This window comes from Alsobacter sp. SYSU BS001988 (assembly GCF_054796215.1).
Window position 1 is genome coordinate 184826 of record NZ_JBTAMK010000006.1, and the last position, 22185, is coordinate 207010.

At 69.3% G+C, this 22185-nt stretch carries 22 protein-coding genes; 16 read left to right on the plus strand and 6 right to left on the minus strand.

The features are described from left to right. Positions 1 to 5: 5 nt before the first annotated feature. Positions 6 to 1274 carry an LVIVD repeat-containing protein gene (locus ACYVO7_RS14105; RefSeq protein ID WP_460450457.1) on the plus strand — a complete coding sequence of 423 codons (1269 nt, stop codon included), beginning with the start codon at positions 6 to 8 and terminating at the stop codon, positions 1272 to 1274. 28 nt (positions 1275 to 1302) lie between these two features. On the opposite strand, the gene ACYVO7_RS14110 is transcribed toward ACYVO7_RS14105, so the two are convergent. Together ACYVO7_RS14110 and ACYVO7_RS14115 are read right to left on the minus strand one after the other, a co-directional pair. Next, positions 1303 to 2058, minus strand: a complete 756-nt coding sequence (locus tag ACYVO7_RS14110) for a FadR/GntR family transcriptional regulator (protein ID WP_460450458.1) — start codon at positions 2056 to 2058, stop codon at positions 1303 to 1305. Between the two features lie 16 nt (positions 2059 to 2074). Beyond that, entirely contained in the window at positions 2075 to 3061 is a 987-nt protein-coding gene (locus ACYVO7_RS14115; RefSeq protein WP_460450459.1) for an aldo/keto reductase, read from the minus strand. Positions 3062 to 3344: 283 nt separating this feature from the next. On the opposite strand from ACYVO7_RS14115, the gene ACYVO7_RS14120 reads away from it, so the two are divergent. From ACYVO7_RS14120 to ACYVO7_RS14145, 6 genes are all read left to right on the plus strand, one after another. Continuing rightward, the gene (locus ACYVO7_RS14120; RefSeq protein ID WP_460450460.1) at positions 3345 to 5117 is read left to right on the plus strand and encodes an ABC transporter permease; all 1773 of its coding nucleotides are present in this window, start codon (positions 3345 to 3347) and stop codon (positions 5115 to 5117) included. A gap of 68 nt (positions 5118 to 5185) precedes the next feature. Next, on the plus strand, positions 5186 to 6292 hold the full coding sequence (locus tag ACYVO7_RS14125) for an ABC transporter ATP-binding protein (RefSeq protein ID WP_460450461.1): 1107 nt from the start codon (positions 5186 to 5188) through the stop codon (positions 6290 to 6292). 29 nt (positions 6293 to 6321) lie between these two features. Then, positions 6322 to 7245, plus strand: a complete 924-nt coding sequence (locus ACYVO7_RS14130) for an alpha/beta hydrolase (protein WP_460450462.1) — start codon at positions 6322 to 6324, stop codon at positions 7243 to 7245. Positions 7246 to 7290: 45 nt separating this feature from the next. Then, entirely contained in the window at positions 7291 to 8331 is a 1041-nt protein-coding gene (locus ACYVO7_RS14135; RefSeq protein ID WP_460450463.1) for an ABC transporter substrate-binding protein, read from the plus strand. Positions 8332 to 8359: 28 nt separating this feature from the next. After that, positions 8360 to 9337, plus strand: a complete 978-nt coding sequence (locus tag ACYVO7_RS14140; RefSeq protein WP_460450464.1) for an aldo/keto reductase — start codon at positions 8360 to 8362, stop codon at positions 9335 to 9337. Positions 9338 to 9470: 133 nt separating this feature from the next. Continuing rightward, positions 9471 to 9665, plus strand: coding sequence for a hypothetical protein (locus tag ACYVO7_RS14145; protein WP_460450465.1), 195 nt, complete (start codon positions 9471 to 9473; stop codon positions 9663 to 9665). Between the two features lie 42 nt (positions 9666 to 9707). Here ACYVO7_RS14145 and ACYVO7_RS14150 read toward each other — a convergent pair whose 3' ends face one another. The 3 genes from ACYVO7_RS14150 to ACYVO7_RS14160 all read right to left on the minus strand — a co-directional run bounded on the left by ACYVO7_RS14150 (position 9708) and on the right by ACYVO7_RS14160 (position 12565). Further along, positions 9708 to 11519 (minus strand): DUF4214 domain-containing protein, encoded by a 1812-nt coding sequence (locus tag ACYVO7_RS14150; RefSeq protein WP_460450466.1) that lies wholly within the window; start codon positions 11517 to 11519, stop codon positions 9708 to 9710. A 341-nt stretch (positions 11520 to 11860) separates the two neighbouring features. Beyond that, on the minus strand, positions 11861 to 12127 hold the full coding sequence (locus ACYVO7_RS14155; RefSeq protein ID WP_406858166.1) for a hypothetical protein: 267 nt from the start codon (positions 12125 to 12127) through the stop codon (positions 11861 to 11863). Between the two features lie 90 nt (positions 12128 to 12217). Beyond that, positions 12218 to 12565, minus strand: coding sequence for a DUF6481 family protein (locus ACYVO7_RS14160; protein WP_460450467.1), 348 nt, complete (start codon positions 12563 to 12565; stop codon positions 12218 to 12220). A 359-nt stretch (positions 12566 to 12924) separates the two neighbouring features. On the opposite strand from ACYVO7_RS14160, the gene ACYVO7_RS14165 reads away from it, so the two are divergent. The 5 genes from ACYVO7_RS14165 (at position 12925) to kdsA (ending at position 17044) form a co-directional block, all read left to right on the plus strand. Beyond that, the gene (locus tag ACYVO7_RS14165; RefSeq protein ID WP_460450468.1) at positions 12925 to 13542 is read left to right on the plus strand and encodes an NnrU family protein; all 618 of its coding nucleotides are present in this window, start codon (positions 12925 to 12927) and stop codon (positions 13540 to 13542) included. A 149-nt stretch (positions 13543 to 13691) separates the two neighbouring features. Further along, positions 13692 to 14354, plus strand: coding sequence for a tetratricopeptide repeat protein (locus ACYVO7_RS14170; protein ID WP_460450469.1), 663 nt, complete (start codon positions 13692 to 13694; stop codon positions 14352 to 14354). Positions 14355 to 14451: 97 nt separating this feature from the next. Beyond that, on the plus strand, positions 14452 to 15834 hold the full coding sequence (gene der, locus ACYVO7_RS14175; protein ID WP_460450470.1) for a ribosome biogenesis GTPase Der: 1383 nt from the start codon (positions 14452 to 14454) through the stop codon (positions 15832 to 15834). Positions 15835 to 15841: 7 nt separating this feature from the next. Continuing rightward, positions 15842 to 16156: a c-type cytochrome gene (locus tag ACYVO7_RS14180; protein WP_460450471.1), complete on the plus strand. Its 315-nt coding sequence runs from the start codon at positions 15842 to 15844 to the stop codon at positions 16154 to 16156. A 45-nt stretch (positions 16157 to 16201) separates the two neighbouring features. Further along, the gene (kdsA, locus tag ACYVO7_RS14185; RefSeq protein ID WP_460450472.1) at positions 16202 to 17044 is read left to right on the plus strand and encodes a 3-deoxy-8-phosphooctulonate synthase; all 843 of its coding nucleotides are present in this window, start codon (positions 16202 to 16204) and stop codon (positions 17042 to 17044) included. 21 nt (positions 17045 to 17065) lie between these two features. Here the strand turns inward: kdsA and queF are convergent, their stop codons facing one another. After that, complete coding sequence (gene queF / locus ACYVO7_RS14190) at positions 17066 to 17515, minus strand: preQ(1) synthase (protein WP_460450473.1); 450 nt, start codon at positions 17513 to 17515, stop codon at positions 17066 to 17068. Positions 17516 to 17687: 172 nt separating this feature from the next. Here queF and eno point away from each other — a divergent pair, with 172 nt between their 5' ends. The 4 genes from eno (at position 17688) to pdhA (ending at position 22148) form a co-directional block, all read left to right on the plus strand. Next, positions 17688 to 18974, plus strand: coding sequence for a phosphopyruvate hydratase (gene eno, locus ACYVO7_RS14195; protein ID WP_460450474.1), 1287 nt, complete (start codon positions 17688 to 17690; stop codon positions 18972 to 18974). 65 nt (positions 18975 to 19039) lie between these two features. After that, positions 19040 to 20518 (plus strand): glycosyltransferase family protein, encoded by a 1479-nt coding sequence (locus tag ACYVO7_RS14200; protein ID WP_460450475.1) that lies wholly within the window; start codon positions 19040 to 19042, stop codon positions 20516 to 20518. 34 nt (positions 20519 to 20552) lie between these two features. After that, complete coding sequence (locus ACYVO7_RS14205; RefSeq protein ID WP_460450476.1) at positions 20553 to 20885, plus strand: FtsB family cell division protein; 333 nt, start codon at positions 20553 to 20555, stop codon at positions 20883 to 20885. A 201-nt stretch (positions 20886 to 21086) separates the two neighbouring features. Continuing rightward, on the plus strand, positions 21087 to 22148 hold the full coding sequence (pdhA, locus tag ACYVO7_RS14210) for a pyruvate dehydrogenase (acetyl-transferring) E1 component subunit alpha (protein ID WP_460450477.1): 1062 nt from the start codon (positions 21087 to 21089) through the stop codon (positions 22146 to 22148). Positions 22149 to 22185: the final 37 nt, after the last annotated feature.

The window sequence follows — 22185 nt, forward strand, 5'->3', positions numbered from 1 at the left end:
ACGAGATGACGGCGGACGCGCTCTCTCGGAACGTGCGGCGGCTCGGTCATCTCGATCTGCCGGGCGGGGGGCAGGTGATCTTCGACGGCAAGGGCCACGCCATCGTGGGCCACATGAAGCCGCCCTACGGCACCACCATCCTGGACGTCTCCAACCCCTCGCGTCCGACGGTCGTGTCGGAGATCCGCCTCGACGACGACCAGTCGCACACCCACAAGGTGCGGGTCGCCGGCGACATCATGATCACCAATGTCGAGGAGAACGAGCGCCACGCCAAGCGCCGCGCCGGGCGCCTGAAGGCGCTCGAGGCCGAATGGGCGGCCCGGCACGGCCGCGCCGCCACGGACGCCGAGCTCGCCGCCGCGCTCAAGGTGAAGCCGGAGGCGATCCCCGGCCTGCGCAGGATCCAGCCGCAGCCCTATGAGCAGGGCGGGTTCAAGATCTGGGACATCGCCGACCGGAGCAGGCCGCGGCTGCTGGCCTATCAGCGCACCTTCGGCTTCGGGGTCCACCGCTTCGACATGGACGAGCGCTACGCGTATATCTCCACCGAAATGGAAGGATACCGCGGCAACATCCTGGTGATCTACGATATTTCCAATCCGGAGCGGCCCGAGGAGGTGTCCCGCTGGCACCTGCCGGGCCAGCATGTGGCGGCGGGCGAGACGCCGACCTGGAGCGGCGAGAGCCACAGGCTGCACCATGCGCTGCGCCAGGGCGACGATCTCTGGGCGGCCGTGTGGTATGCGGGCGTGCGCCGGATCGACGTGACCGACATCAGGCGGCCGCGCACGGTGGCGGCGTTCAACTATCACCCGCCCACGCCCGAGCCCACCCATACGGTCCTGCCCGCCAAGACCCTCATCGGCGGCCGGCGGATCGCCGTCGCGGTCGACGAGGAGCACGACCACACGCCGGGCCAGCCGCACGCCCATCTGTGGATCTTCGACGTGACGGAGGGGGACTTCCGGCCCCTCTCGACCTTCCACGTCTCGGACCTGGACAGCCCCTATGCGCGGCTCGGCCGCTTCGGCGCGCACCAGTTCCAGGAGCATATCGACGGCTCCCTGGTCTATTGCGCGTGGTTTTCGGGCGGGCTGCGGGTGGTGGACATCTCGAACCCGGAAGAGCCGTCCGAAGCGGGGCATTACATCCCCGAGCCGGTCGCCGGGAACGCCAGTCCGCAGACCAACGACGTGGATGTGGACGCCGACGGCCTGATCGCCATCATCGACCGGAACGCCGGGTTCGACCTGCTGGTCCACGAGGGCTGAGCAGGGCCGGCCGGCCCTGCCGAGCCGCTCAGTCTTCCGCCTCGGCCCGGCCGATGAGGTTGCGCTCCACGCTCTGCAGATGGGTGCGCATGGCCTGGGCGGCGCGGGACATGTCGCGGTCGGCGATGGCCGCCACGATGGCCTCATGCTCGAAGAAGCTGTGATGGTCCTCGCGCGGCCTCGTGGGGGAGGCGCGCAGCCGGCCCCAGTTCACCGCCTGGCGCACCGCGCTCAGCGTATCGAGCAGGCCCAGCAGCAGGCTGTTCTGGGTGGCGGCCGCGATCATGCGGTGGAAGCGGTTGTCGCAGCTCTCATACTGGCGCCAGGTCTGGGCCTGGCGGGACTTGCGCATGATCGCCTCAAGCTCAGACAGATGCGCCGGCGTGGCGTTGAGGGCCGCCAGCCGGGCGATCTCCGGCTCGATGGCCAGGCGCGCCCGCATCACCTCCGCCGGGTTGGTGCGGCGCGCCATGCCGGCGACGTCGGCGAGGTTGTCGATCGGGCGGCTGCCCACGAAGGTGCCCTTGCCGACATGGCGCCAGAGCTGGCCCTCCGATTCGAGCTTGGCGAGCGCCTTGCGCAGCTCGGCGCGGGTGACGCCGAGCGCCTGCGCGAGCTCCCGCTCGGGCGGCAGGCGGCCGTGATCCAGCGTGTCGGCCCGGGCCAGGAAGGCCCGCACCTGCAGGACCGCATTCGGCGCCTGGGCGTCGGAAGCGTCGAGGATCTCCAGGGCGAGGGCGTCCTCATGGTCGGCGGCGTCGACCGCGCCTGCGGCAGTGCTCATGGGGTCTTGTCCCGGCTCACAGGCCGAGCCCTTGCAGTTGCTTCTCGGGATAGCGCAGCCCGGCCGCTGCTCCGGCCGGGAACGCCTCGGTCAGGGTCGAGAGGTCGTCGGCGTCGAGGGTCAGGTCGAGCGCGCCGATGTTCTGCTCCAGCCAGCGGCGGCGCTTGGTGCCCGGGATGGGGACGATGTCGTCGCCCTGCGCCAGCACCCAGGCCAGCGCCGCCTGGGCGGGAGCGCAGCCTCGCCGCTCCGCGACCTCCGACAGCGGCGCGAGGAGCCGCAGATTGGCTTCGAAATTGCCGCTCTGGAAGCGCGGGTGGGCGTGCCGGCGGTCCGTCGGGATCAGGTCGTCGCGGCTGCGGAAGGCGCCGGTGAGGAAGCCGCGCCCCAAAGGGCTGTAGGGCACAAGGGCGACGCCGAGCCCGCGCAGCGCGGGCAGGATCTGGCTTTCGGCGTCGCGGGTCCAGAGCGAGTACTCCATCTGGACGGCCGCCAGCGGATGCGTCGCATGGGCGCGCCGGATGGTGTCGACGCCGGCCTCGCACAGGCCGAGATAACGGACCTTGCCCTGCTCGACGAGCCGGGCCATGGCCCCGACCGTTTCCTCGATCGGCACGGAGGGGTCGATGCGGTGCTGGTAGTAGAGGTCGATGCAGTCGATCCCGAGCCGCCGCAGGCTGGCCTCGCAGGCGACCGGAACGTAGTCCGGCTTGCCGTTGACGCCGCCGCGCTCGCCGTTCGGGCCGCGGATGTTGCCGAATTTGGTGGCGATGACGAGACCCTGGCGCCGGCCCGCGACGGCGGCCCCGATCAGCTCCTCGTTGCGTCCGGCCCCATAGGCGTCCGAGGTGTCGAACAAGGTGACGCCGCGGTCGATGGCGAGGCGGATCGTGGCGGTCGATTCCGCGTCGTCCGGCACGCCGTAGTCCGAGCTCATGCCCGAACAGCCGAGGCCGATGGCGGAGACGACCGGGCCGGTCCGGCCGAGGCGGCGCGTCTTCATGCAGCGTCCTCCCACAGGCGACGGGGCGGGGGAGCCGCAAGGCCGCGCCCCGCTCCGATGATGAACCATTGGCGGCCATCCGCAACCAATTTTCGAATTTTGAAGCTTTGGTTGACAGCTCCCGGCGCGGGGTCAAAGATCGCCGCAAAAGAAGACTGCCCGGGAGTGACGCCATGCCGTGCCATGAGGCCGCGCATCTTCTTGCGCGGATGACGAGCGGTTCCGACCCCGATCTGGGCTGCAGCGCAGGGCTCGGCCGTGGCCGCCGTCCAGGAAACGCGCGATGACGGTCGCCGGGCACGCCGACCCGACCCTCGAAAAGCAGCGGCCGCAGCGCGATCCCGCCTTGCAGGTCCCCAGTCTGGGCGCGCGCCGGGCGGGGGGCGTGCGCCTCGACCATGTGGTGATGGTCGCCGGCGTCCTCGCCTTGGCGATCCTAGTCGTGCTGCCGCTGGCGACGCTGCTCGTCAGCAGCGTCTGGGGCGAGGGCAGCCCGACGCTGGAGAACTTCAAGGAGGTGCTGGAAGGCCGCCTCTACGTCACGGCGCTGTGGAACTCGCTCGTGCTCGGCTTCTGGACGGGCCTGTTCAGCGTCGTGCTGGGCGTGCCCCTCGCCTGGGCGGTGAGCCGCACCAACGTGCCCGGCAAGAGGCTCATCCGCTTCACCGCCAGCGTCGCCTACCTGTCGCCGCCGTTCCTGATCGCCATCGCCTATGTCAACCTGTTCAGCCCCAATGCAGGGCTGGTCAACGTCTTCCTGCGCGACGTGGTGGGCCTGGATTTCGTGCGCTTCAACGTGTTCACGATGACCGGGCTGGTGCTGGTCACGGTGCTGCACACCTTCCCGTTCGTGTATCTGCTGGCCTCGAGCGCGCTGTTGTCGGTGGACGCCTCCTATGAGGAGGCCGCCCAGATCCTCGGGGCAGGCAAGTTCCGCACGGCTCTGCTGATCACCGGGCCGCTGGTGGCCCCCGCCATCCTGTCGGGCGTGCTGCTCTCCTTCGTGAACGCCATCGCGCTCTTCGGCTCGCAGGCGATCGTGGGCCTCCCCGGCCGCATCGTCACGCTGCCGACGCGGATCTACGCGCTGTTCGACTATCCGCCGCAATATGGGCTCGCCTCGGCGCTGTCGCTGATGTTCGTGCTGATCACGGTGGCGGCGCTGTTCGTGCAGCGGCGCTACCTCGCCAGGCGCTCCTTCGTGACGCTGGGCGGCAAGGGCTCCCGTCCGCAGCTCGTCGAACTGGGGCCGCTGCGCTGGGTCGTGCTGGGCTTTTGCGTGCTGGTGTTCATCCTGGCCGTCGTGCTGCCCTATGGCACGCTGCTGGCCGTGTCGTTCTCCAAGTCCTGGGGCCTGAACTTCTGGAAGGGCCTGACCCTGGCCAACTACAAGTTCGTGCTGTTCGACTACGACATCACGCGCCGCGCCATCCTCAACAGCCTGCTGCTCGCCACGATCGCGTCCACGATCGCGGTGCTGCTGGGCGCGGTCATCAGCTGGATCGACCTGCGCACCACGGCGCCCGGCCGGCGGGTGCTGGACTACATCGCGCTGGTGCCGCTCGGGTTGCCCGGCATCGTCATGGCGGTGGCGCTCATCCAGTTCTGGCTGATGCTGCCCTTCGCGCTCTACGGCACGCTCGGCATCCTGCTGCTGGCCTATGTGGGACGCTACATCCCGCTCGGCGTGCGCGCCGCCAACACGGCCCTTCGCCAGATCGACCCGTCGCTGGAGGAGAGCGCCCGCATCCTCGGGGCGCGGTGGGGGACCACCATGAAGGAGATCACGCTCCCGCTGATGGGGCCTGGCCTGTTCGCCGGGTGGCTGCTCGTCTTCGTGCCCGTGGTGCAGGAGCTGAGCGCCTCCATCCTGCTGTTCAGCTCCAGCTCCATCACGCTCGCGGTGGCGATCTACAATCTCTACGAGACCGGCTACACCGAGCCCGTCTCCGCTCTCGCGCTCGTCAACATGGTCATCATCGGCGCCGCGATCTGGCTGGCCAGCCGGATCAGCAAGGGCCGCTTCGCGAGCCGTGCGGAGGCCGGCGTCCCCTGAGCCTCGACAGCCTTTCCTTCGCGCCGTCCCCACGCGCCCTGGCGGCGCGCCGCAGTCCGGAGCAGTCCATGGCAGGCATCACGATCCGCAACCTGACGAAGAGCTACAGCGGCGACGCCTCCGCGGCGGCCCTGAGCGACCTGTCGCTGGACATCGCCGACAACCAGTTCATCACGCTGCTCGGGCCGAGCGGCTGCGGCAAGACCACCACGCTGCGGGCGATCGCCGGCTACATCACGCCCGACAAGGGCTCCATCCATGTCGACGGCCGGCTCATGTCGTCGCCGCAGAGCGTCGTCCCCCCGGACTCGCGCGGGATGGGCATGGTGTTCCAGAACTACGCCGTCTGGCCGCACAAGACGGTGTTCGAGAACGTCGTCTTCGGCCTGAAGATCAGGAAGACGCCGGCCGCGCAGGCGCGCCAGATGGTCGACCGGGCGCTCGGCCTCGTCAACCTGACGGGGCTGGAGGGCCGCTACCCCAACGAGCTCAGCGGCGGGCAGCAGCAGCGCGTGGCGCTGGCCCGCAGCCTCGTCGTGGAGCCCGAGATCCTGCTGCTGGACGAGCCCTTGTCCAATCTCGACGCCAAGCTGCGCGAGCGGATGCGCACGGAGCTGAAGCAGCTGCAGCGGCGCACCGGCATCACCTTCATCTACGTCACGCACGACCAAGCCGAGGCACTGGCGCTGTCCGACCAGATCGCCGTCATGCATCAGGGGCGGCTGCAGCAGTTCGGCACGCCCTTCGGCGTCTATTCGCGCCCGGCGAACCGGGTCGTCGCCGACTTCATGGGGCTGGTGAACATCCTGCCCGGGCGGCTCGCCGAGGTGTCGGGCGGGCGAGGGCGGGTCGAGGGGCCCGACCTGCGCCTGGAGATGCCGGCGCCCGACTGGGCCCGCGCCGGCGCGGCGATCGAGATCGCGATCCGCCCGGAGAACATCCAGCTCCAGCCCGCGCGGCAGGGCGGCGAAGGAACCCTGGCGACGGTGACGGACCGGACCTTCCTGGGCAATCTCAGCGAGTATCACGTGACCCTGAACTCCGGCCAGGTGCTGCGCGTGCAGACCCATCCGCTGCAGCAGTTCGCGGTCGGCGACGCCGTCGCGCTCGCCGTGGACGCCAGCCAATGCAGCATCTTCCTCCAGGCCGCCTCGATCCCGGCTGCGGCCGCCTGATCCCGACTTTTCTGGCAAGGACCCATCGCATGACCTCCGAGCAGACCGTGACCGGCGTCGAACACTGGACCAAGAAGGGCGACGTCAACCTGTTCCTGTGGGAGAAGCGCGCCGTCACGCCCGGCCGGCCGCTCGGCACGGTGCTGTTCGTGCACGGCTCCTCGATGGCTTCTCAGCCCACCTTCGACCTGAAGGTCGAGGGCCGCCCGGATTCGTCCGTCATGGACTGGTTCGCCAAGCGCGGCTTCGACACGTGGTGCGTCGACATGGAGGGTTATGGCCGCTCCGACAGGACGCGCGACATCAATTGCGACATCGCCAACGGGGCGGACGACCTCTCGGCGGCGAGCGACTACATCCTGAAGACGCGCGACTGCGGGCCCATGCTGGTCTACGGCATCTCGTCGGGCGCGCTGCGCGCCGCGGCCTTCGCGGAGCGCCATCCCGAGCGGGTGAAGCGGCTCGCGCTCGACGCCTTCGTGTGGACCGGGGAGGGCGCCCCGACCCTCGTCGAACGGCGCAAGAAGCTGCCCGAGTTCCAGGCCCGCAACCGCCGGCCGATCGACCGGGCCTTCGTGCACTCCATCTTCAACCGCGACCATCCCGACACGGCCGAGAAGAAGGTGGTGGAGGCCTTCGCGGACGCCATTCTGGCGCTCGACGACAGCGTGCCGACCGGCACCTATGTGGACATGTGCTCGAAGCTGCCCGTGGTCGATCCGCTGAAGATCACGGCGCCGACCGTGATCATGCGCGGCGAGTTCGACGGCATCGCCGGGATGGACGACCTGATCGCGTTCTTCAAGAAGCTGCCCAACGCCGACAAGCAGTTCGCCGTGATGGCGGGCATCTCGCACGCGTCTTTCCAGCAGAAGAACTACATGATGGCTTATCAGATCCTCTTCAACTTCTTCACCCAGCCGGAGCCGGTCTATCGCGGCGACGGACACTGACGCGGGCGCCAGACCCGCCGCGAAGCCAACGAACGGGAGGTTGACGTGACCCAGAAGAGCCGCCGATCCGTCATCGCCGGGGCCGCCGCCCTCGGCCTGGCCGCACTCGTCCATCCAGCCCTGGTCGGAGCGGCCCGCGCGGCGGACGCCGTCGACATGGAGGCCGCCAAGAAGGAGGGCAAGGTCGTCTGGTACACGTCCACGCCCATCGAGACGGCCCAGAAGATCGTCACCTTGTTCGAGGGCAAGACCGGCATCAAGGTGGAGCTGTTCCGCTCGGGCGGCTCGGCGATCCTGCGGCGGTTCCAGCAGGAGATGCAGGCGGGGCGCATCGCCTGCGACCTGCTGACCACCTCCGATCCGGCGGCCTCCGAGCAATTCGCCCGCAAGGGCGTGTTCGTCGCGTTCAAGCCGAAGGACTTCGACAAGGTGCCGAAAGGCGCGCGCAACGAGGACGGCTATTTCGTCGCCCAGCGGCTCAACATGATGACGATCTACATGCGGCCGGACAAGCTCGCGCCGACCGAGCAGCCCAAGACCTGGGCCGAGCTGGTCGACCCGAAATACAAGGGCAAGCTCGTCATGACCGACCCGTCCTTCACGTCGCTGCAGCTCTCGGTCGTGGGCATGATGGCCAAGAAGCTGGGCTGGGGCTATTTCGAGAAGCTGCGCCAGAACGACATCATGATCGTGCAGGGCAACCAGCAGGTCTCCGACAACATCAAGCGCGCCGAGCGGCTGATCGCCGTCGGGGCGAGCGACAGCTACGCGGCGGACGACCGCAAGGACGGGCACCCCATCCTGACCGTCTACCCGCCGGACGGGACCTTCATGATCCCGTCGCCGACCGCCGTCGTGAAGGGATCGCCCCATCCGAACGCCGCCAAGGCGCTGGCCGACTTCATGCTCGACGACGAGGTGCAGAAGCTGTTTCCGACCGACGGCGGCTATTCGTCCCGGGTGGACATGCCGCCGCCCGAGGGCAGCCCGCAGCTCTCCACCCTGACGCTGACGGAGGTCGACTACGACTACATCGAGAAGGAAGCGGCGCGCATCAAGAAGAAGTTCAACGAGGTCTTCCAGTAAGCCGGCCTGCCTGAGAACGGAGACACCCATGAAGACGCGTCGCCTCGGAACCCTCGACGTCTCGGCCATCGGCCTCGGCTGCATGAGCATGACGGCCATCTACGGCCAGCCGGACGAGACCGAGGCGATCGCCACGCTGCATCGCGCGGCGGAGCTGGGGGTTACGCTGATCGACACCTCCGACGCCTACGGCTTCGGCAAGAACGAGGAGCTGGTCGGGCGGGCCCTCAAGGGGCGCCGCGACCGCTACGTGCTGGCCACCAAATTCGGCAATGTCCGTCATCCCGACGGGCGCCAGGAGGTCAACGGCAAGCCGGACTACGTGATCGCGGCCTGCGAGGCCAGCCTGAAGCGGCTGGGAACGGACGTGATCGACCTCTACTACATCCACCGGGTCGATGCCGGGACGCCGATCGAGGACACGGTGGGGGCCATGGCCCGGCTCGTCGAGCAGGGCAAGGTCCGGGCGCTCGGCGTCTCGGAGGCGGCGCCGCAGACCTTGCGGCGGGCGCATGCGACCCACCCGATGGCGGCGCTCCAGACGGAGTATTCGCTCTGGACGCGCGACGCCGAGCAGGAGTTGCTGGCGACCTGCGAGGAGCTCGGCATCGGCTATGTCGCCTATAGCCCGCTCGGCCGCGGCTTCCTGACCGGAACGGTGCCCAGCCTCGACGCTCTCGGGCCCAACGACCGGCGGCGCGACATGCCGCGTTTCCAGGGCGAGAACCTGGAGCACAATTGGCGCATGGTGGGAAAGCTCAAGCAGCTGGCCGAGGCGGAAGGGTGCACCGCGGCGCAGCTGGCCATCGCCTGGCTGCTCAGCCGCAAGCCCTTCGTGGTCCCCTTGCCCGGCGCCAAGCAGCGCCGCTGGCTGGAGGAGAACGCCGCCGCCGTCGCGCTGACGCCGAAGCCGGAGACGCTGGCCGCCCTGGACGCGGCGTTTCCGCCCGCCGCCGCCAAGGGAACGCGCTATCCCGAGGCGCAGATGAAGCGGCTCGGACTGTAGAAGGCGCCCGAGGCGATCGGGCGTCATACGAGACATGCGGTTTTGCGTATACCGCACTGCAACAATTTGGGAGTAGAGACCCTCCCCGCCGGCTGGCGCGGATCAGCCGCGACCGGCCTGGAGAGGTTTCGCCATGACCACGCTCGCCCTGCACGACCGCGCCGCTTCGCCCCGTTCGGGCGTGACCCGGCGCCTGTGGGCGGCGCTGGTCCAGCGCTGGACCCGCCGCCCCGCGAGGCCGACGACCCATGACGGCGCAGAGCCGCTTCCCGGAGTGACGCTGGCCACGGGCGGCCTGCTGGAGACCGCCCTGCTGCTGCGCAACTGAGGCGCCGGCCCGCCGAAGCGGTCCGGCTTCCGCCTTTCCGCGTCAGGCGAACAGGATCCCCTGGTCGATCCAGCTGCTGGTGAGCGCCCGGTGCTCCGGGGACTCCGAGAATCCGAGCAGCACGTCGGCGCGCGACGTTCCATGGTCCAGCGCGCCGGTCCAGTAGGAGACGCCCGCCGCATCGCCGGGGCGGTCCACCACGTTCTGATAGATCTGCTGCACGAACTGCTGGTTGCTGAGGCTGCCATAGGTCGCGCTGAACTCGCTCGACGCCACGAATCCGGCCGCCACGGCGTTCAAGGACTGGCCCATGGCCGCATTGTCCCAGAAGGTCAGTCCGGTCGGGTCGGGGCGGTGGTTGAAGGCCGCGTCATAGAGACGGGCCACCGAGGCCACCACCGGGTCCTGCTCCCAATAGCCCGCCTCGATCTGCGCGCGCGACTGCTCGACATGCTCCGGCGATTCGGAGAAGCCGGCCAGCACCTGCCCGCGGGTGGCGGCGCCGCTGTCGAGCTGCTGCGTCCAGTAGGACACGCCGGTGGCGTCGCCAGCGCGGTCGAGGACGTTCTGGTAGATGGCCGACACGAATTGCTGGTTGTCGAGGGCGCCGTATTTGGCCTGGAACTCGGCCGAGCCCGCGAAGGCGGCGGCCACGGAGGAGACGCTCGCGCCGGCGTCCAGCTGGGCCGTCCAGTAGGCGAGGCCGGTCGGGTCGGGCGCCCGGTTGAAGGCGGCGTCGTAGGCGCGAAGCACCACGGCCGCCGGGTCGGTCACGTCATAGGCGAGGCGGCCGTCCTGGAACTGGATCGCCTCGATGCTCGACAGCGCGTCGGTCCCCTCCGTCGGGGTCACGACGGTGTGCTCGGTGGCGGAGCCCGAGACGGTCGCCTGGGTGCGGAAGGCTGAGAACACGGCCGTGTCGCGGCCCGCGCCGCCCTGCGCCTGGTCGTTTCCGGCGCCGCCGGCCAGCCAGTCGTCGCCGGCTCCGCCCACGATCGTGTCGTTGCCGCCGAGCCCGTCGATGTAGTCGGTCCCGTTGCGGCCCGCGATGACGTCGTCGCCGTTCTGCCCGATATAGAAGACGGTCGCGGCCTCGCGGCCGGGCGTCACGTCCGTGATGTTCAGCGTCGACGCATCGAAGACGATGGTCGCGTCGGGGTTCATCTGGTTGAGGAAATGGGAGTTCTCCAGCCGGGCGATCGCGTCGGCCGACTGCCCCGCCGTGTGGGCGTAGTAGTCGAGCGGATTCTGGCCGTTGACATTGCCCTGCAGGTACTGGTCCTTGGCGAGGACGAGGTTGTCCATGCTGGAGGGCTGGTCGCGATACTGCTCGATGACCTTGTAGATGGGGTCGTTCTCGAACCCCACATTAAGGATGCCGGCGTTGTTGCTGATCTCCGGCGAGGCGAAGGCCACGAATTTGGCGCTGGCGTAGCGGCCCGCATAGTCCGTGAAGGCCTTGTCGGCGAGCTCGTTGGTGGCGGCCCCGCCGAGGCTCGCCCCGGTCACGTAGATCTGGTCGCTCGGGGCGGCGTTGGTCGCCACGGCGACCAGCAGCGGCTTGAAGTTGTCGAGATAGGTCTGCGCGACCAGCTCGGGATATTTGGCGACGTCGGCGGATGAATCCGTGCCCCTGAACGAGATGATCCACGAATTTCCCTGCTTCAGCACGATCGCGCTGGCGCCGTCATTGCTGAAATAGTTCCCATCCCAATAGCGCGCCGGAACGAGGTTCTGCGGCGAGACCACGGACCAGCCGGCGGGGACGGAGCCGTCCGTGAACGCCGCCAGCGAGGCTTGCACCATCAGCTCAACCTCGGGAATGGTGACGTTGAAACCTGTGAGCAAGGCCATGATGTTACTCCGCGCGTCAGAACGCCGTCTTGATGAGGGCCTTCGTAGAAGGTCCGGTCACAGAACGACGCGTGAGCGAAGCGGTTCCGTCCCCGGCCCGGGCGGCCCCGGAAGGCTCCCTAGCGCACGGCTCGAGGCTGCGGGCGAACCTGAGCGCCTCGAAGGCGCCCTCGTCCGAACGCCAGCGTTCCGCCATCGCCCTCGGCGCGCGAGGGAGGGCGTGGATTGAGGGATGAAGGCGGAATGCGGGGCGATCCAGCGCGCCATGCGACGGCGGCCGGATGAGAGATCCCGGCGCGACGGCGCCAGGCTCTTGGGCGCGATCGGTGCTCCAGGCGCGATCAGGTGGCCGGCTTGGCCTTGGCGCGCGACTTCGGCTTCGGCGTCTCGGCCGCGATGGCGGCGACCTGGGCGGCCTCGGCGGCCTCGGCCTCGTCGCGGGCCAGCCGCAGCGCGCGCAGGCGCTTGATCTTGGCGGCGGCGGCCACGTCGGCCTTCTGCTGCTCGCTGATGCGCTGCTCGGCTTCCCGGCTGCGCTGCTCGAGCTTCTCGAAGGATCGCGCCGCCCGCTGCTTGGCGTCAGGGTTGTTCGTGGTCTTCGACGTCATGGGAAGTCCTCACGGCTCGATGGGTGGCGTGCGGCCCGGCGAAGCTCGCCGGGGCCGTCGAATGCGTCGGGCGAACGCCTCAGCGTCGCTTCAGCGCTGGCGCGCCTTGCGGGCGGCGTAGCGGGCGTCGCGCTCCGCCTTCTTCTCGGCGGCTTCGGCCACGGCCCGCTGGGCCTCATGGGCGATGCGCTCCTTCTCGGCTTCGGCCCGGGCCGCGTCCTCGACGATCTTGAGGGCGGCGGCCTCGACGCGCTGCTTGGCGCGCTCGGCCTCGCGCACGGCGCGGGCCTCCGCCACGAGCCTGCGCTCCTCGCGGCGGGCCGCGGCGGCGGGGTCGTCCTGCCCGGCCTTCTCCAGAAAGCGCTTCTGGATCGCCTGCTTCGCGGCCGCAGCGCGGCCCATCCGGTCGTTGAATCCGTTTCCCTTGAGGTCTGCCATCGTGCTCCGGCTCGAATAGAGGCCCCGCTGCGCGGCGGCCCAAGATGGATCGCCGCGGCTCGCCTTGCGGGCCTGATGCGGCGCGTCGTGATGTTGTTTCGGCAGCCTTCGCCGCGCACCGTCTCGGCCCGAGCGTCAGCTTGCCTGTCCGCAGCGTCCTCTACTGACCGCGCGACGGCTCTTCTCGCCGTGAAATGCGGGCGGATGGACGTGACTCGGGGACCGATGACATCGACGGATGCATTCATTTATCACCTACGCCTTGAAAAATAAAGGCTTGCGGCCTTGCGACGCCCCGCCTTGCGGACCGGTCGGGGAACCGCCTAGGCTCCGCCGCACCTCGAACCACCGGGTCCACCATGCTTCTCCTGATTCTCGGCGTCGCGATCTTCCTGGGCGTGCACACGGTCACCACCCTGCGCGGCGCGCGGCGCAGCATGATGGAGGCGATCGGGGAGGGGCCCTACAAGGGGCTCTACAGCCTGGCGTCGCTGATCGGCCTGGCGCTCATCGTCTACGGCTTCAAGTCCTACCGCGACGCAGGCTACATCCAGATCTGGGATCCGCCGGCGGGGATGCGCCACCTCACCATCCTGCTGATGTGGTTCTCGATCGTGAGCCTCATGTCCGGCTATGCGCCCGGCGCGATCCAGCGGCGGCTCAAGCACCCGATGCTGGTGGCTGTGAAGATCTGGGCCCTCGCCCATCTGCTGGCCAATGGCGACCTCGGTTCGCTGGTCCTGTTCGGCTCGTTCCTGGCCTGGGCGGTCTATGACCGCATCGCGGTGAAGCGGCGCGGCGAGGCCGTCTCGCCGGGCGGCGAGATCGCGGCGGCCCACGCCGAGCCGGGCCCGAAGGCGGGCGCGGCGGGCGGAATGCGCAACGACGTCATCACGGTCGTGGCCGGGACGGCCGTCTTCTTGGCGCTCATTTTCCTCCACCCCTATCTGATCGGCGTCCCGGTGCTGTCGCGCTGAAGCGCGGCGTCGCGCTGAAGCGCGGCCGGTCTCGGACCGCGGCGGCGGCATGACAAAGCCGCAACGCCGTGGTAATCGGCTGCCGACCCTGTCCCGCCGTCGCGCGGGAGGCTGGGGCTTTGAGCCCGTCGGAAGGACATACGCCGGCCATGGCCGACATTTTTCGCGAGATCGATGAAGACGTTCGCCGCGACAAGGCGATCGAATTCTGGAAGAAGCACAATGGCGCGCTGATCGGCGTCGCCCTGCTGGCCGTCGCCGCCACGGGCGGCTGGCGCGCCTATGAATACTGGCAGAGCCAACGCGCCGAGGCCGCGGGCGCGCGCTTCGAGGCCGCCATCGAGACCTCCCGGGCCGGGAACGCCGACGAGGCCGAGAAGGAATTCGCCGACATCGCCAAGGACTCGACCGCCGGCTACCAGAAGCTGGCGCGGTTCCGCGAGGCGGCCGAGCAGGCCAAGCAGTCCGCGGCCGAGGGCGTGAAGACCTATGACGCGCTGGCGGCGGACACGAGCGTGGCCCCGGTGTTGCGCGATCTCGCGCGCTTGCGCGCCGCCATGCTGGTGGTGGACACCGCCCCGGCCGACGAGGTGAGGAGCCGGCTGCAGCCGCTGCTCGCCTCCGGCAATCCCTGGGGGGCGAACGCCCGCGAGCTTCTCGGGCTCTCCGCCCTCAAGGCGGGCGACTTCGAGGCGGCCGGCAAGGCCTTCGACGAGATCGTCACGGACCGCACCGCGCCGCCGTCCTTGAAGCAGCGCGCCGACCTGCTGCTCGGGATCGTGCGCGCCGGTCCGGTGAAGCCGGCGTCCTGACCGGCGTCGTCGGCCCCGCGCCCTTGCGGTGCGCCGGGGACATAGCGACTTTGAGAGACATGACGCCTCGCGGCTCGCGGGGCCGGAGAGGTAGATCATGACCTTCACGGTCGCCATCATCGGCCGGCCGAATGTGGGCAAGTCGACGCTGTTCAACAGGCTCGTCGGCAAGAAGCTCGCGCTCGTCGACGACCAGCCCGGCGTGACCCGCGACCGACGGGAGGGAGAGGCGCGACTGGGCGACCTCACCTTCACGGCGATCGACACCGCGGGCCTGGAGGAAGCCGACGCCGCCACGCTCGCCGGGCGCATGCGCCAGCAGACCGAAGCCGCGATCGACGACGCCGACGCCATCATCTTCGTGATCGACGCCCGCGCTGGCCTGACCCCGGCCGACCGGCATTTCGCCGACCTGGTGCGCCGGGCGGCCAAGCCCGTCGTGCTGCTCGCCAACAAGGCGGAGAGCCGCGCCAACCATCTGGCGACCTACGAGGCCTTCGGGCTGGGCCTCGGCGATCCCGTGCCGATCTCGGCGGAGCATGGCGAGGGGCTGTCGGACTTCTACGACGCCCTGCGCGCCGCGCTGCCGGAGCACACGGCGCTGCCCGAGGACGACTTCGACGACCTGGACGAGGACAGGCCCGACGCCGGGGACGGCGAGGACGTGGTGCGGCCGCTGCGCATCGCCATCGTCGGACGGCCCAACGCCGGCAAGTCGACGCTCATCAACCGCTTCCTCGGCGAGGACCGGCTGCTGACCGGCCCCGAGGCGGGCATCACGCGCGATTCCATCGGCATCGAGTGGGAATGGCGCGGGCGGCCGGTGAAGCTCTTCGACACGGCGGGAATGCGCAAGCGCGCCAAGGTCGAGGACAAGCTGGAGAAGCTCTCGGTCGCCGACGGGCTGCGCGCCGTGCGCTTCGCCGAGGTGGTGGTGCTGCTGCTCGACGCGACGATCCCGTTCGAGAAACAGGACATGGCCATCCTCAGCGTGGTCGAGAAGGAAGGCCGCGCTCTGGTCGTGGCCGTCAACAAATGGGACCTGGTGGCGGGCGATTCCGGCCGCTTCAAGAAACTCGTCGAGGATTCCGAGCGGCTGCTCTCCAACGTGAAGGGCGCCCGGCTCGTGCCGGTGTCGGCCCTGACGGGCGACGGGCTGGACAAGCTCATGGAGGCCTGCTTCTCCGCCTCGGAGACCTGGTCCAAGCGGGTTTCGACGTCGCAGCTGAACAAGTGGCTGAGCCGGATCCTGGAGAACCATCCGCCGCCGGCGGTGTCGGGTCGGCGGATCAAGATCCGCTACGCCACGCAGGTGAAGGCCAGGCCGCCGCATTTCGCCCTGTTCGGCAACCAGCTCGACGCGCTGCCGGACAGCTATGTCCGCTATCTGGTCAACAGCCTGCGCGAGACCTTCGATCTGCCCGGCACCCCGATCAGGATGAGCCTGCGGACGCCGGAAAACCCCTACGACAAGAAGTAGGCCGACCGTGCGAGCCGCGCGCCTCCTGATGCTGATGCTGTCGGCCGCGGCGCTTGCGCCGGCGCCGGCTCTCGCCCAGCAGGTCCGGCGCGCGCCCGTCCAGGTCGACGCCTGCGCGCCTTGCCACGGCGTGGACGGCATCGCCAGGGACGTCGAAGTCCCGCATCTGGCGGGACAGAACGAAGCCTATCTCCTGAACCAGCTGCGCGCCTTCCGGACCGGGGCGCGCAGGCACAAGGAGATGCGCTACATGTCCCGCCACATGACCGAGCAGGACTTCGAGGCGCTGGCCGCCTACTACGCCGCGCTGCCCCGGTCCTGACGGGCCGGCCCAGCGCCCACTCGCCATCAGCCCGGAGAGCCCGCCATGACCGAGAAGCTTTCGCCCCAGACCGTCGTCGCCGCAGGGGCTGTGCGTTTCGGCAACGCCCTGCCGCTCGCCCTGATCGCCGGGCCCTGCGCGATGGAGAGCCGCGACCACGCGCTCGAGATGGCGACGGCGCTGAAGGAGATCACCGGCAAGCTCGGGTTGCCCTTCGTGTTCAAGACGAGCTTCGACAAGGCCAACCGCACCTCCCTGAGCGGCGAGCGCGGGGTGGGGCTCGAGGCCGCGCTGCGCGCCTTCGCCGACGTCAAGGAGCGCCTCGGCGTGCCCGTGCTGACGGACGTCCACGAGGCCGGGCAGTGCGCGCCTGTGGCGGAGGTCGTCGACGTGCTCCAGATCCCGGCCTTCCTGTGCCGCCAGACCGACCTCCTCGTGGCCGCCGCGCGGACCGGCGCGGTCGTCAACGTCAAGAAGGGCCAGTTCCTCGCCCCGTGGGACATGGCCAACGTCGTCGCCAAGGTGACGGGGGCCGGCAACGCCAAGGTCATGGTGACGGAGCGCGGCGTCTCCTTCGGCTACAACACGCTGGTCACCGACATGCGGGCGCTGCCGATCATGGCGCGGACGGGCGCGCCGGTGATCTTCGACGCCACCCATTCGGTGCAGCAGCCCGGCGGACAGGGGACCTCGTCGGGCGGCCAGCGCGAATTCGTGCCCGTGCTGTCGCGGGCGGCGGTGGCCGTCGGCGTCGCGGGCGTGTTCATCGAGACGCACGAGCAGCCGGACCGCGCGCCCTCCGACGGGCCCAACATGGTCCCGCTCCGCGAGATGCCCGAGTTGCTGGAGACGCTGATGGCGTTCGACCGGCTGGCGAAACGGGCCTGAACGGCCGGGGGGCGGGTCGGCTCACCGCCCGCGATAGGGCGGCACGCCCTGGTCGGGGAGCCACAGGCCGGGCGGAGGAGCGTCGGTCTGCCAGAAGACGTCGATCGGCATGCCGCCGCGCGGGTACCAATAGCCGCCGATCCGCAGCCAGACCGGATCGAGCAAATCCGCCAGGCGCTTGCCCACTCCGACCGTGCAGTCCTCGTGGAAGGCGCCGTGGTTGCGGAAGCTGTTGAGGAACAGCTTGAGCGACTTCGATTCCACCAGCCAGTCGCGCGGCGCGTAGTCGATCACCAGGATGCCGAAATCCGGCTGGCCGGTGACGGGGCAGATCGACGTGAATTCCGGCATGGTGAAGCGGGCGAGATAGAGGGTCCCGGGATGCGGGTTGGGAACCCTGTCGAGCACGGCCTCGTCCGGCGAGGAGGGCAGGGGGGTCGGCTTTCCGAGCTGGGTGGTTTCGAGGGTCATGGGTCACGGTCCGAGAGGGGGCGCTCCGCGCCGATGGGGCGCGGCTTAGCGCTTTTCCCGAGACGGGTCGAGGCGCAGGCCGCCGCTTCGTCTTGCGTCCGGGCCAGCTTGGCTTAAAAGCCGCCGGGAAGCCCGCGCCGCCGAGCCCCGGGGCCGACCTCAGGAGGACCTTATGACCGCCATCGTCGACGTCATCGCCCGCGAGATCCTGGACAGCCGCGGCAATCCGACCGTCGAGGTCGACGTGGTGCTCGAAGACGGCTCCATGGGCCGCGCCGCCGTGCCGTCCGGCGCCTCCACGGGCGCGCACGAGGCGGTGGAGCTGCGCGACGGTGACAAGGCCCGCTACATGGGCAAGGGCGTGCTGAAGGCCGTCGACAGCGTCAACCGCGAGATCTTCGACGCGATCGGCGGCATGGACGCCGAGGACCAGGTCAAGATCGACGAGACCATGATCGGCCTCGACGGCACGCCCAACAAGAGCCGCCTCGGCGCCAACGCCATCCTGGGCGTGTCGCTCGCGGTCGCCAAGGCCGCCGCCGACGCCAGCGCGCTGCCGCTCTATCGCTATGTGGGCGGAACCTCGGCCCGCGTGCTGCCCGTCCCGATGATGAACATCGTCAATGGCGGCGCCCATGCCGACAACCCCATCGACTTCCAGGAATTCATGGTCATGCCGGTCGGCGCCCCGTCGCTGGCCGAGGCGGTCCGCATGGGCGCGGAGGTGTTCCACACCCTCAAGGGCGCGCTCAAGAAGGCCGGCCACAACACCAATGTGGGCGACGAGGGCGGCTTCGCCCCGAACCTGCCGTCGGCCGAGGCGGCGCTCGACTTCGTCATGGAGTCGATCGGCAAGGCCGGCTTCAAGGCCGGCGAGGACATGATGATCGCGCTGGATTGCGCCGCCACCGAGTTCTTCAAGGAGGGCGCCTACCATTACGAGGGCGAGGGCAAGACCCGGTCGATCCAGGAGCAGGCGGAGTACCTCGCCAAGCTCGTCGGCCAGTACCCGATCGCCTCCATCGAGGACGGCATGTCGGAGGACGACTGGGAGGGCTGGAAGATCGTCACCGATCTGGTCGGCTCCAAGTGCCAGCTCGTGGGCGACGACCTGTTCGTCACCAATGTGACGCGGCTGTCGGACGGCATCCGCAAGGGCGTGGCGAACTCGATCCTGGTCAATGTCAACCAGATCGGCTCACTCACGGAGACGCTGGCGGCCGTCGAGATGGCCCAGCGCGCCGGCTACACGGCCGTGATGTCGCACCGCTCGGGCGAGACCGAGGACGCCACCATCGCGGACCTCGCGGTGGCGACGAATTGCGGGCAGATCAAGACCGGCTCGCTCGCCCGGTCGGACCGGTTGGCGAAGTACAACCAGCTCATCCGGATCGAGGAAGAGCTCGGCGCGCAGGCCCGCTATGCCGGCCGCGGCGCGCTGAAAGCGCTGAGGTCTTAGACTTATCATCAGTCAATTTCAATCGGCTCGTCCTAGGCTCTCCTCCCGGCTGGGAGGGGAGCGCAATGGCCTCCGTCAGGGCTATGGAGACGAAAGATCGCGGCTGGATCGAGATCGGGTCCGCCGCGCCGGCCCTCATCCTCGGTCTGGCCCTGGCGCTCAGGATCGTGGCGGCGGCGGCGCCGGATCCGACCTACTATCCCGACGAAGTCTTCCAGGTCCTCGAACAGGCGCACAGGCTGGCCTTCGGCTACGGCTTCACGCCGTGGGAGTTCGAGTGGGGAGCCCGCAACTGGGCCCTCCCGGGCGCCGTCGGCGGCCTGCTCTGGACGCTCGACGCGGTGGGGCTTGGCCGGCCCGAAGCCTATCAGGCCATCGTCACCGGAGCGGCGATCCTGGCGTCGCTCACCCTGGTGGCCTCCGTTCGCCGATTGGCCTCGGCCCTCGCCGGCGAAGAGGCGGGGCTGATCGCCGCGCTCGTCGTGGCGGTATCGCCGCCTTGCGTGTACGCGGCTCAAAAGATCACGCCGGAAGTCTGGGGCGGTTACGCGCTGGTGGGGGCGCTCGCGCTCAGCCTGGAGTCGTCGCGACGCGGCGCCGTCCTGGCAGGCGTGCTGGCTGGCGTGGCTGTCGGCCTTCGCGTCCATTACGCGCCGGCCCTGATCGCGCCGTTCTGGATGGTCCTGCGCGGCCCCGGCGGCTGGCGGGGAGCCCTCGCGCCGACGCACGCCGGCGCCGCGGCCTTCGCGGCCTTCGGCGCGCTGGACTGGTTGACGTGGGGAGCGCCCTTCGCCTCCTACGTCAATCTCGTCTGGTTCAACCTGGGACTCGGGGTGGCGGACGTGTTTGGACGCCAGGGTCCTGGCGTCTATCTCCTCGCTCTGGGCCTGAGCAACTCTCTCGCCGTCCTCGCCGCGCTTCAATGGCGGACGGCGTGGCCGCCGCTGGCCTGCGCCGCGCTCGTGGTCGGCGTGCATCTTTGCATCGGCCACAAGGAGGCGCGCTTCATCTTCGCCGCGCATCCTCTCATCGCCGCAGCCTTCGCGATCGCGGCCGTACGGACGGCCCAGGAGGCGCGGCTCATGCTGGCCGGGATCGTCGCCGCCTCGATCGCCGTGATGGCGTGGGACTCCGTTTCGCCGGCCGACGGGCAGCGACACCAAGACGCCAACGGCGCCTTTCGGGTCGCCCGGCTGGACCCGGATTTCAAGGCTTTGGCTCTGGCGGGGGTCAGCGTCTATGACACGCCCGCCACTTACGGGCTGCATCTGGATGCGCCCGTGCTGGACTTTCCCCCGAGCGCCGTGCGGCCGGCGATCCCGGAAGGCGTCACCCATGTCCTGGCCGACCGCGACTTTCCCGCCCTGCCGGACTTCGTCCCGGTGCGCGACTTCCCCACGGCCCAGCTGAGGAAGCGGATCGTGATCTCGCCCGACGCGCCGACGCCCGAGGCGACCCGGCGCCTGCCGCTTCGGTTCGACCCGCGGCGCGGGCTCGTCAACCTGCGGCTGGCTCCGGAGCAGCCGGCGGGTCCGGAGCGTTAACCGACCCTAAACCAAGTTCGCCGACCATCGCCTCATGGTCGTCCGTTATCGCCTCCGCGCCTTCCTGATTCCGCTCGCGCTCTATGTGACGTCGGGTCTGGTCGTTTCCTATTTCGTCTACCATGCGCAGCATGGAAACCGCGGCATCGAGACCAAGATGGCGCTGAAGGCGCAGATCCGCGCGCTCGAGGGCGAGTTGGGCGAATTGCAGGACGAGCACGCCAACTGGGACCGGCGCGTGGCCATGCTGCGGCCCGCCAGCATCGACCGCGATCTGCTCGACGAGCGCTCCCGCGCCATGCTGAACCGGCTGCACAAGAACGACGTCGTGGTCATGACCGGAGCGGTCGCCGCGTCCGTTCCATGACGCAGTGCAGCATCGACTGATCCATGCGATTTCCTGCGTGAACTGCATTTCGGTTCATCGCATAATAGCTTGTCTACTCAATTTGTTAGCTTGTCTACAAGTCCACGCCGAGGGGGCGCCGGCCCTCTCGCAAATGCGCGCGCCATCGGCTAATGTCGCCTTGTTGATTGGCCCCCTCGACGGGGCGACAAGGAGGAGCCCATGGCGGTCGCCGCCCGCAAGAGCACGACTCTGCCGAAACCCGGCGCGTCGAAGACCCAGGCCGCCGGCCGGTCCGGTCGTGGAAAGCCCCAGGATGGCCCCGAACTGACCCGCGAGCAGGAGCTCACGGCCTATCGCGAGATGCTCCTGATCCGCCGTTTCGAGGAGAAGGCCGGCCAGATGTACGGCATGGGCCTCATCGGCGGCTTCTGCCACCTCTATATCGGCCAGGAGGCCGTCGTGGTCGGCATGCAGATGGCCACGAAGCAGGGCGACCAGGTCATCACGGGCTATCGCGACCACGGCCACATGCTGGCCTGCGGCATGGAGGCGAAGGGCGTCATGGCCGAGCTGACCGGCCGCCGCGGCGGCCTCAGCAAGGGCAAGGGCGGCTCGATGCACATGTTCAGCGTCGAGAAGCATTTCTATGGCGGGCACGGCATCGTCGGCGCGCAGGTCTCGCTGGGCACGGGCCTGGCCTTCGCCAACCGCTACCGGCAGAACGACAATGTCTCTCTGACCTATTTCGGCGACGGCGCGGCCAACCAGGGCCAGGTCTATGAGAGCTTCAACATGGCGGAGCTGTGGAAGCTGCCCGTCGTCTACGTGATCGAGAACAACCGCTACGCCATGGGCACCTCCGTGTCGCGCGCCTCCGCGCAGACCGATTTCTCCAAGCGGGGCATCTCGTTCAACATCCCCGGCGAGCAGGTCGACGGCATGGACGTGCGGGCCGTCTACGCCGCCGCGCAGCGCTCCGTCCAGTGGTGCCGGGACGGCAAGGGTCCCTACATCCTGGAAATGCAGACCTACCGGTATCGCGGCCACTCGATGTCCGACCCGGCCAAGTACCGGTCCAAGGACGAAGTGCAGAAGATGCGCGAGGAGCGCGATCCCATCGAGCAGGTCCGCAAGCGGCTCCTCGAGCAGTGGAAGGTCTCCGAGGACGAGCTGAAGGCGATCGACGGCAAGGTCCGCGAGATCGTCAACGAGGCCGCCGAGTTCGCCACCAACGACCCCGAGCCGGACGTCGCCGAGCTCTGGACCGACATCCTCAAGTAATCCCGCCGTCGCGCGAGGCGCCGCCCTGGGGCGGCCC